The 10,180-nt window shown below is 68.5% G+C and carries 9 protein-coding genes and 1 pseudogene; 4 read left to right on the forward strand and 6 right to left on the reverse strand.

The features are described from left to right. Positions 1-29: 29 nt before the first annotated feature. The 4 genes from rplI to rpsF form a co-directional block, all read right to left on the reverse strand. The gene (gene rplI, locus ACWD4A_RS06330; RefSeq protein WP_451190119.1) at positions 30-476 is read right to left on the reverse strand and encodes a 50S ribosomal protein L9; all 447 of its coding nucleotides are present in this window, start codon (positions 474-476) and stop codon (positions 30-32) included. An 18-nt stretch (positions 477-494) separates the two neighbouring features. Next, positions 495-731, reverse strand: coding sequence for a 30S ribosomal protein S18 (gene rpsR / locus ACWD4A_RS06335; RefSeq protein ID WP_004950692.1), 237 nt, complete (start codon positions 729-731; stop codon positions 495-497). A gap of 75 nt (positions 732-806) precedes the next feature. Next, complete coding sequence (locus ACWD4A_RS06340) at positions 807-1,391, reverse strand: single-stranded DNA-binding protein (protein WP_451190122.1); 585 nt, start codon at positions 1,389-1,391, stop codon at positions 807-809. A gap of 78 nt (positions 1,392-1,469) precedes the next feature. Then, positions 1,470-1,760 (reverse strand): 30S ribosomal protein S6, encoded by a 291-nt coding sequence (rpsF, locus tag ACWD4A_RS06345; protein WP_058045341.1) that lies wholly within the window; start codon positions 1,758-1,760, stop codon positions 1,470-1,472. Between the two features lie 276 nt (positions 1,761-2,036). Between rpsF and ACWD4A_RS06350 the strand changes: the two genes are divergently transcribed. The 3 genes from ACWD4A_RS06350 (at position 2,037) to ACWD4A_RS06360 (ending at position 4,705) form a co-directional block, all read left to right on the forward strand. Beyond that, the gene (locus tag ACWD4A_RS06350; protein ID WP_451190124.1) at positions 2,037-2,366 is read left to right on the forward strand and encodes a hypothetical protein; all 330 of its coding nucleotides are present in this window, start codon (positions 2,037-2,039) and stop codon (positions 2,364-2,366) included. Positions 2,367-2,467: 101 nt separating this feature from the next. Beyond that, positions 2,468-3,586 carry a lipid II:glycine glycyltransferase FemX gene (locus ACWD4A_RS06355; RefSeq protein WP_451190126.1) on the forward strand — a complete coding sequence of 373 codons (1,119 nt, stop codon included), beginning with the start codon at positions 2,468-2,470 and terminating at the stop codon, positions 3,584-3,586. A gap of 87 nt (positions 3,587-3,673) precedes the next feature. After that, positions 3,674-4,705 carry an alanine racemase gene (locus ACWD4A_RS06360; protein WP_451190129.1) on the forward strand — a complete coding sequence of 344 codons (1,032 nt, stop codon included), beginning with the start codon at positions 3,674-3,676 and terminating at the stop codon, positions 4,703-4,705. A 32-nt stretch (positions 4,706-4,737) separates the two neighbouring features. On the opposite strand, the gene ACWD4A_RS06365 is transcribed toward ACWD4A_RS06360, so the two are convergent. Together ACWD4A_RS06365 and ACWD4A_RS06370 are read right to left on the reverse strand one after the other, a co-directional pair. Next, complete coding sequence (locus ACWD4A_RS06365; RefSeq protein WP_451190131.1) at positions 4,738-6,231, reverse strand: glycosyltransferase family 87 protein; 1,494 nt, start codon at positions 6,229-6,231, stop codon at positions 4,738-4,740. 133 nt (positions 6,232-6,364) lie between these two features. Further along, on the reverse strand, positions 6,365-8,986 hold the full coding sequence (locus ACWD4A_RS06370; protein ID WP_451190133.1) for a transglycosylase domain-containing protein: 2,622 nt from the start codon (positions 8,984-8,986) through the stop codon (positions 6,365-6,367). Positions 8,987-9,358: 372 nt separating this feature from the next. Here ACWD4A_RS06370 and ACWD4A_RS06375 point away from each other — a divergent pair. Continuing rightward, positions 9,359-10,028: pseudogene (locus tag ACWD4A_RS06375) on the forward strand (PadR family transcriptional regulator). Positions 10,029-10,180 lie beyond the last annotated feature (152 nt).

The following is a 10,180-nucleotide window of genomic DNA, read 5'->3' on the forward strand; positions in this document are numbered from 1 at the left end:
CCCTTCTCACACTGACGATCGCGGAGCGATCAGGCAGCGATGACCTCGACGCCGAGCTTGGCGACGACGTCGGCGTGCAGACGCACGGACACCTGGTGCGCACCCAGGGTCTTGATGGGCGAGCCCAGCTCGACGCGACGCTTGTCGACCTTCGGGCCACCCGAAGCCTCGATCGCGGACGCGACGTCGGCCTGGGTCACCGAGCCGAACAGGCGGCCGGCGTCGCCGGCGCGGACGGCCAGGCGGACCTTGACGCCCTCGAGCTGGCCCTTGACCTCGTTGGCCTGCTCGATCGTGGCGATCTCGCGCAGCTTGCGGCCACGGCGGATCTGCGCCACGTCCTGCTCGCCACCCTTGGTCCAGCGGATCGCGAAACCGCGCGGGACCAGGTAGTTGCGGGCGTAACCGTCCTTGACGTCGACGACGTCACCGGCGGTGCCGAGGCCGGAGACCTCGTGGGTGAGGATGATCTTCATTTTTCGGTCACCCTTCCCTTATCGCGCGGACGAGGTGTAGGGCAGCAGCGCCATCTCACGGCTGTTCTTCACGGCCGTGGCGACGTCACGCTGGTGCTGAGTGCAGTTGCCGGTCACGCGACGGGCACGGATCTTGCCGCGGTCGGAAATGAACTTCCGCAGCATGTTCGTGTCCTTGTAGTCCACGTAAGCGGTCTTGTCCTTGCAGAACGCGCAGACCTTCTTCTTAGGCTTGCGCGGAGGCGGCTTCGCCATTGTCTCTCTCCTGTGTGATCAAGAAGTTGTGGTGCTTCGCCCTCGGGTCCGTACGGACCCGGGCCCACGAAGGGCCTAGAAGGGCGGCTCGTCCGAGTAGCCGCCGGAGTTGCCGGAGCCGCCGCCCCAGCCGCCTCCGCCGCCGCCCTGCTGGCCGCCGGACGGAGCGCCGGTCGCCCACGGGTCGTCGGCGGGAGCCCCGCCGCCGCCCTGCTGGCCGCCGCTGGGGCCATTGCCCCAGCCGCCGCCCTGCTGGGCACCGCCGCCGCCGAAGCCACCGCCCTGACCGCCGCGGCCCATGGTCTTGGTGACCTTGGCCGTGGCGTTCTTCAGGCTGGCACCGACCTCTTCGACGTCGAGCTCGTAGACCGTGCGCTTGACGCCCTCGCGGTCCTCGTAGGACCGCTGCTTCAGACGGCCCTGCACGATGACGCGCATGCCGCGCTGAAGCGACTCGGCGACGTTCTCCGCCGCCTGACGCCACACCGAGCACGTGAGGAAGAGGCTCTCGCCGTCCTTCCACTCGTTGGTCTGGCGGTCGAAGGTGCGGGGAGTGGACGCGACGCGGAACTTCGCGACCGCCGCACCGGACGGGGTGAAGCGCAGCTCGGGGTCGTCGACGAGATTGCCGACGACCGTGATGACGGTCTCGCCTGCCATGGGTGAACCTCTCGGCGGGTGTGCTGGCTGCTTGCTACTCGATGAGATGCAGCCCGATTACCTCTGAACCGCTGGGGTTCAGTGGGTCTCGGGACGGAGGACCTTGGTCCGGAGGACCGACTCGTTCAGGTTCATCTGGCGGTCGAGCTCCTTGACGACCGCAGGCGTGGCCTGCAGGTCGATGACCGAGTAGATGCCCTCGGGCTTCTTCTTGATCTCGTACGACAGACGACGACGGCCCCAGGTGTCGACCTTCTCGACCTTTCCGTTGCCCTCACGGACGACGGAGAGGAAGTTCTCGATCAGCGGGGAGACAGCGCGCTCCTCGAGATCGGGGTCGAGGATGACCATCACCTCGTAGTGACGCATGTGGAACCCACCTCCTTTGGACTCAGCGGCCACGGTCGTTCCGTGGCAGGAGGGTCGTGATGCGTGAGCAACGGTATCGGCCGACACTGACAATCAGCGGAAAGTCCCTGGGTCGCCCCTGGGACCGAAGCTGGGTCTGGGCAGACACCGGTGCAGACCGTACACAGTACCCGCACTCCGGCTTCCGGTTGAAATCCAGCGGTCCGGCACCGCAATCTGGACGCATCGGGTGTGACCGGCGCTACAGTGCGCCGCCTGCCTTCAGGAGGTAGCCCCATGACACAGGCAGCTCGGCAGCCCCGCGGGCTCAGGGCGCTGATCAATTCCGCTCTCAACAGCGACGGCAAACCGCACCCCGTCGAGAACACCCTCGTCGCGGTGACGGTCGTGCTCGGCGCCCTCGCCTTCATCAGCTCGGCATTCGAGAACCTGCATCTGCTCAGCTCGTGGAGCGGCCTCGTGGGCATCCTCTCGGGCGCGTGGGGCCAGTTCATATCGGCCACGACGGGCGAGCGCTTCCTGCTGATCATCGGGCTGGGCGCGTCCGCCGTGGGCTTCTTCCTGGGCATGGCGCACGGCGGTCTCTTCGGGGGCCTGATCGGGTAGCGGCGGGTACGCCCAGACGGGGCGCTCCCAGGTCGCAGTAGGCTTCGGCGCGAGAGCCGGAGCCCCGACCCTGGGGACACACCTGCCGAGGAGCGCCCCGCATGAGCCTGACCCTGAGGACAATCAGCCGAGAGCAGCATCTGGCATATATCCAGAGCCTGCCCGCGGCGAGTCACATGCAGGTGCCGGCGTGGGCCGATGTGAAGGGCGAGTGGCGCTCGGAGAACCTGGGCTGGTTCGACAAGAACGGCCAGATGGTCGGCGCGGGCCTGGTGCTCTACCGCCAGCTCCCCAAGATCAAGCGTTACCTGGCCTACCTCCCCGAGGGCCCAGTGATCAACTGGTACGCCCCGAACCTCGAGGACTGGCTCCAGCCGATGCTGGCCCACCTGAAGAAGCAGGGCGCCTTCTCCGTGAAGATGGGCCCGCCGGTCGTCATCCGCCGCTGGGACGCCGACGCGATCAAGAAGGGCATCGCGGACCCGGACGCCAAGCGTCTGCGCGACGTCGAGCCCACCTTCATCGAGCCGCGCGCCTTCGAGGTCTCCGACAAGCTCCGCCGCATGGGCTGGCAGCAGGGCGAGGAGGAGGGAGCCGGCTTCGGCGACGTGCAGCCGCGCTACGTCTTCCAGGTGCCACTGCAGAACCGCTCCCTGGAGGACGTCCACAAGGGCTTCAACCAGCTGTGGCGCCGCAACATCAAGAAGGCCGAGAAGGCCGGCGTCGAGGTCGTCCAGGGCGGCTACGAGGACCTGCCCACCTGGCAGCACCTCTACGAGATCACGGCCGAGCGCGACAAGTTCCGCCCGCGCCCGCTGAGTTACTTCCAGCGCATGTGGACGGCCCTCAACACCGAGGACCCCAACCGCATGCGGCTGTACTTCGCCGTGCACGAGGGCGAGGCCGTCGCCGCCGCGACCATGCTGATCGTCGGCGGGCACGTCTGGTACTCGTACGGCGCCTCCGCCAACCACAAGCGCGAGGTCCGCCCGTCGAACGCGATGCAGTGGCGGATGCTGCGCGACGCCTACGCCCTGGGCGCGAGCGTCTACGACCTGCGCGGCATCGGCGACTCCCTCGACGAGAGCGACCACCTCTTCGGCCTCATCCAGTTCAAGGTCGGCACGGGCGGCCAGGCGGCCGAGTACCTCGGTGAGTGGGACTTCCCGCTCAACAAGCTGCTCCACAAGGCGCTCGATATGTACATGTCGCGCCGCTGACCCCTCCGCACGACCACGCGGCACCGCCGTCAGGCACACGAACACCTCATCCAGCAGCAGGTACAGGGAAAGGCTCCGGGACCGGCCATGGCGCTCACGCTCTACGTCGACACCGCGCGCTGGCGGGCACACCAGCAGTCCATCCTCCAGCAGTTCCCGGGCATCGTCCCGGTCTGCAAGGGCAACGGCTACGGCTTCGGCCACGAGCGGCTGTCCGAAGAGGCGACGCGCTTCGGCTCGGACATCCTCGCCGTGGGCACGACCTACGAAGCGGCCCGTATCAAGGACTACTTCAGCGGCGACCTGCTGGTGCTCACCCCCTTCCGGCTGGGCGAGGAGCCGGTGCCGCTGCCCGACCGGGCCATACGGTCCGTGTCCTCGGTCGAGGGGGTGCGCGGCCTGGTCGGCGCCCGCGTCGTCGTCGAGGTCATGAGCAGCATGAAGCGGCACGGCATCAGCGAGGAGGACCTCCCCAAGCTGCACGCCGCCATCGAGGACGTGCGCCTGGAGGGCTTCGCGATCCACCTCCCGCTGGACCGCACGGACGGCACCGACGCGGTCTCGGAGGTCTCCGGCTGGATGGAGCGGCTGCGCAACGCCCGGCTGCCGCTGCACACCATGTTCGTCAGCCACCTCAAGTCCGACGAGCTCGGACGGCTGCAGCAGCAGTACCCGCAGACCCGCTTCCGCGCCCGGATCGGCACGCGGCTGTGGCTCGGCGACCACGACGCCACCCAGTACCGCGGCGCCGTCCTGGACGTCACGCCCGTCGCCAAGGGCGACCGCTTCGGCTACCGCCAGCAGAAGGCCGCCGGCGACGGCTACCTCGTGGTGGTGGCGGGCGGCACCTCGCACGGCGTCGGCCTGGAGGCGCCGAAGGCGCTGCACGGCATGATGCCGCGCGCCAAGGGCGTGGCCCGCGCCGGTCTCGCGACCATGAACCGCAACCTCTCGCCGTTCGTCTGGGCAGGCAAGCAGCGCTGGTTCGCGGAGCCCCCGCACATGCAGGTCTCGATCCTGTTCGTGCCGGGCGACGTCACCCCGCCGCAGGTGGGCGACGAGTTGCTCGCGCACCTGCGCAACACCACCACCCAGTTCGACCGTCTGCTCGATCACTGACCCACCCCCCGGGTACGGGGCGGGAGCCGCCGCTACCGCGAGCGGTTCCCCGTCCCCCATTGGACATACGTGGCGTCGGAGGGCTCCGCGTGCCGGGACCGGCCCGCGGAGCCGAGGACGAATATGTCCGGCGCCCCGTCCAGCACTCCGCCCGAGGGGTCGTCCGAGCCGTCGCGCCGGATGACATCCCGCTCCGGCAGGAGGATGTCGCGCACCACGACCGCGCACAGGTACAGCGTCCCCAACAGGTGGACGGCGATCGCCAGTTGATAGCCCTCCGTGGGCAGCCCCTGGTGTTTGTCCCCGCTTCCCGTGTAGGCCAGGTACATCCAGATGCCCAGGAAGTAGAGCACCTCGCACGCCTGCCAGACGAGGAAGTCCCGCCACTTGGGGCGCGCCAGCGCGGCCAGCGGGACCAGCCACAGCACGTACTGCGGTGAATAGACCTTGTTGGTGAGGATGAACAGCGCCACGATCAGGAAGGCCAGCTGCGCGAAGCGCGGGCGCCTGGGCGCGCAGAGGGCCAGGGCGCCGATGGCCAGACTGCCCAGGATCATCAGCAGCGTCACATAGGTGTTGGCGTTCTCCAGCGGATCGCCCGTGCGCTGGGAGATCAGGAGCCAGATCGAGCCGAAGTCGATCGGGCGCTCCTGGCTGAAGGTGTAGAACTTCGCCCAGCCCTCGCGGATGTGGAAGCCGCCCGCGTCATGCGTGATCATGACCGGCAGGTTCACCACCAGCCAGGCTCCGGCCGCCGACAGGGCCGCGGCGCGGAAGGCCCGCAGCCGGCCCGCCCGCCAGCACAGGACGAGCAACGGGCCCAGCAGCAGCACCGGATAGAGCTTGGCCGCGGCGGCGAGCCCGATCAGGGCGCCTGCCAGCACTGTCCGGCCGCGTGACCACATCAGCATCGCGGCGGCGGTGAGGGCGACCGCGAAGAGGTCCCAGTTGACGGTGGCCGTCAGGGCGAAGGCCGGGGCGAGCGCGATCAACAGGGCGTCCCAGGGCCTGCGCCGGTGCGTACGGGCGGAGCAGACCGCGATGACCGCGGTGCAGGCCATCAGCATGCCCGCGTTGACGATCCAGTTGAGCTGCTCGCGGTGCTGGAGCGAGCCGCCGCCGGGGGTGAGCCGGGCGGCGACCTCCATGAACAGACCGGTGAGGACCGGGTATTCCAGATAGTCCATGCCGCCGGACAGCGACTGGGGGATCCGGTCGAAGTACGGGATGAGCCCGGCGTCGAAGCCACGGCCGCTGTACAGGTGCGGGATGTCCGAGTAGCAGGCGTGGGTGTACTGGGTGGTGGCGCCGAAGAACCAGCCGTAGTCGTAGCACGGCAGCTTCTGCACCATCCCGAGCGCGAACATCCCGATCGCCACGAGCGCGATCACCCGGACGGGTGTCCACCAGCTCGTGCCGATCAGCGCCCGCCGCCCGATCGGACCGCCGATGAGCTCGCTGCCGGCAGCGGCCACCTCGTCCTCGACGGTGGGCCGTACAAGCTGATCGTCCCGCTCGCTCCTCATACGCCCATCCTGCCGTACGGCGCCAACAGCCGTCGGAGCCTGTGGATAACCTCGAGGGCCGTCTCACGCGAACGCGGGACGGCCCTCGGGTCGGATGGCTCAGCCGAGTCTCTCGGCAGGGTGTTTCAGCTGGTCAGCCGCGCATCCCGCCGAACAGCCCACCGGGGCGCCCATGGCCGGGGTCCGATGGGCTCGGCGATTCGCCCGGGTCACCGGTGCCACCGATGCCGCCCGGTCCACCGCCGTTCGCGCCGCCGTTGGCGGCCCCGCCGTTGCCGCCCTGGCAGTGGCGGTCGAACAGGGAGCAGGGCTTGCTCGCCGAGGGGCTGGGGGAGGCGGGCTTCGAGGGCGTCGCCGGGGCGGACTGCGACGGCATCGCCGACGGCGCCGTGGACGGGACCGCGCTGGGCGCGGGGCTCGCGCCGTCCCCGAAGACCTTCTGACCGATCGGCTCCGCCGACTCGAACTGCTCGACGGGCACGCCCTTGAGCGCCTTGCCCATGTAATCGGCCCAGATGTCCGCCGGGAACGACGCACCGTGAATGGTCGGCTTGCCGCCCACGCCGCGCATGGAAAGGAATTCCTGCTTCTTGGCGTTGGGGTCGACCCGGTACATCCCGATCGAGGTGGAGAGCTGCGGGGTGTAGCCCGCGAACCAGGCCGACCGGTTTCCGTCGGTCGTACCCGTCTTGCCCGCCACCGGGCGGTCGCCGAGCTGGGCGGAGGTACCGGTGCCCGCTTCCACGACCGTCTTCAGGACATCGGTGACATTGTCGGCCACCTGCGAGGAGAACGCGACCTTGCTGGACATCTCATGGGCGAAGACCGGCTTGCCGTCCTTCTCCACCTTCTCGACCGAATAGGGGTCGATCTGTTTTCCGCTGGCGGCGAAGGTCGCATAGGCGCCCGCCAGCCGGATCGCGCTGGGCGCCGAGGTGCCGAGGGAGAACGTGGGCGTGGTGGAGGCGAGCTGGTCCTTGTCCAGCCCCGCACTCAGAGCGGCTTCCTTGACCAGGTCGGTGCCGACGTCCATGCCGAGCTGGATGTACGGCGTGTTCACCGAGAACTGCATGGCGGTGCGGAGCGAGACATTGCCCCTGTCCTCGTCGCCGTCGTTCGCCTGGCGCCATTCGCTGCCGTCGTTGTCGTGCCAGACCTTGCCGTCGTAAGTCCGCAGCGTCACCTTGTTGTTGCCGTTGTAGATACTCTCCGGCGAGACCAGCGTGCGCTGACTGTCGCTCTGCTGGGGCCCGAGATTGGGATCCCGCTTGCCGTGCGTCATCGCCGCGGCGAGCACGAAGGGCTTGAACGTCGAGCCGACCTGCACACCCGTGTAATCGGCGTTGTTGGTGTAGTGCTCCAGCGCGTTCTCGCCACCGTAAATGGCGACGATCTTGCCGGTCTTCGGCTCCACCGAGGCCCCGCCGAACTGCACGAACTTGTCGACGTCGCGCACATCGGGCTTGATGTTGGCCTTGCGCACGTCCTCGACGGCCTTCGAAAGGGCGTCGACCTTGTCGTGGTCGAAGGTCGTGCGGATCTGGTACCCGCCGCGGTCCAGCTGGCTCTTGCTGATGTTGGAGTGGGCGACGATGTAATTGTCGGCGAGATCCGTGAGATAGCCGATCTGACCGGCCCGGTTGGTCGCGGGCTTGGGCTTCTGGGGCATCGGGAAGCCCTTCTTCACCCAGTCGTCGCGCTCCGCGGCCTGCATGTGGCCGACCTGGACCTCACGGTCCAGGGTCCACTTCCAGCGGTCCGTCGATCGCTTGGTGTTCTTCTCCGGCGTCGCCGCGGGGCCCTGACCGCCATAAGGGTCGTAAAGGTTCGGCCCGTTCAGCGTCGCCGCGAGAAAGGCGCCCTCGCTGGGCGTCAGCTGGAAGGAGTCCTTGTCGTAGTACGCCCGCGCCGCCGCCTGGATGCCGTACGCGCCGCGCCCGTAATAGGCCGTGTTGAGATAGCCCGCGAGGATGTCGTCCTTGTCCTTCGTGGCCCCGACCTTTATGGAGATCAGCAGTTCCGTGGCCTTGCGCTTGAGCGTCTGCTCCTGGCTGAGGTACGTGTTCTTCACGAACTGCTGGGTGATGGTCGAGCCACTCTGGGTCTCACCGCCCTGTGCCATCTTCACGACGGCGCGCGCGATACCCATGGGGTCGACGCCCCAGTCCTTGTAGAAACTGGCGTTCTCGGCCGAGATCACCGCGTTCCGCATCGACACGGGAATCTTGCTGATCGGCACGATCTGCCGGTTGAGATTGCCACCGCCCGCGACGACCATCTGCTTGCCGTCCGCCCAGTAATAGACGTTCTTCTGGACGGCCGCCGCCTTCTGCTCACTCGGCACCTGCACCACCGCGAGCGCGACGCCCACGGCGCCGAGAATCAGGCCGGCGAAGCCGAAGCACATGCCCAGGACCAGCTTCCAGGACGGCACCCAGCGCCACGCCCCGGTCTTGCCCGCGCGGGGATAGTCGATGAACCGCTTCTTTCCCGGGTGGCCGCCGCGTCCGCGGCCCCCGCCTCCGGGGCCCGGGTCGGCCGGGCGTCTGCGCCCCCCGCCCCCGCCCCCGCGCTGGGCCGCGCGACGGGCTTCGGCCCGGCTGGCGTACTGAGATGCGTCACCGCCTCCGGAACCCGACGCGGCGGAACTGCTGGGCGGTGCGGCACGGCGGCCGGACGACGGCTGGGCCGCGCGCCTGGCCGCGGCTCGTCCGCCGCCCTGGGGCTGCGGCGGCTTGCGGCGGTGCTCGCTCATCGAACGATTACTCCTAGGGCAGGCGTCTCAACGCCTGGAAGCGGCAGGTGGCTTGCGTTCCCCCCGATGCGCTGCCGGTAACCCCCCTGAGCGACCGGGCGCACTGCATCCGGGACGAGGACGCCTGACGGAGTCACTCGGTTCCCGGTGGTCTGCATGGCGCACAGACTACGCACGGCCAAATCGCTCCCACTGGGGATGTTCACTCCAATTCAGGCAGGTTGTGTCCCACGAATCGGTGATGTGACCTCGTTCACCGTGCCCCCTCTTGTCGCATCAACACGCTCGTTCTATCGTCTGGATGTATCGAGTCGATACATCAGCTCGGCATAGTGCGGCATAGGGGACACTGGGGACGAAGGAGGGCGACAAATGAGCAGACGCTCCGGCATCCTCGAGTTCGCCGTTCTCGGGCTGCTCCGTGAGTCCCCGATGCACGGCTATGAACTGCGGAAACGTCTCAACACCTCGCTCGGGGTGTTCCGAGCGTTCAGCTACGGCAGCCTCTACCCCTGCCTCAAGACCCTCGTGGCCAACGGGTGGTTGATCGAGGAACCGGGAAGTGCCCCGGAGGACGCCCGCGCGGCTTCCCTGGCGGGGCGACGGGCGAAGATCGTCTACCGCCTGACGGCGGACGGCAAGGACCACTTCGAGGAACTGCTCGCCCATACGGGGCCGGACGCGTGGGAGGACGAGCACTTCGCCGCCCGCTTCGCGTTCTTCGGGCAGACCTCACGTGACGTCCGGATGCGGGTGCTGGAAGGCCGCCGCAGCCGGCTGGAGGAGCGCCTGGAGAAGATGCGCGCTTCCCTGGCCCGTACCCGTGACCGGTTGGACGACTACACCCTCGAACTGCAGCGGCACAGTATGGAGTCGGTGGAGCGCGAGGTCCGCTGGCTGAACGAGCTGATCGAGAGCGAGCGGTCCGGGCGCGACATGCGCAAGGCCGCCGCGCCGCAGGACACATCAGGAGAAACAGGCGGTCCGCCCCGGTAGCCGGGGCGGCTCCCGGGCGGATCGGTCCGGCGGCACCGTCAAGTGAGCCCTGCACACGCAGGGCTTTCGTCGAGTCAACACAGGGAGCAACCGGAATGGGTTCGGTTCGCGTAGCCATCGTCGGCGTGGGCAACTGCGCCGCCTCGCTGGTGCAGGGCGTCGAGTACTACAAGGACGCCGACCCGAACGGCCGCGTGC

It is taken from the genome of Streptomyces sp. NPDC002537 (genome assembly GCF_053594975.1).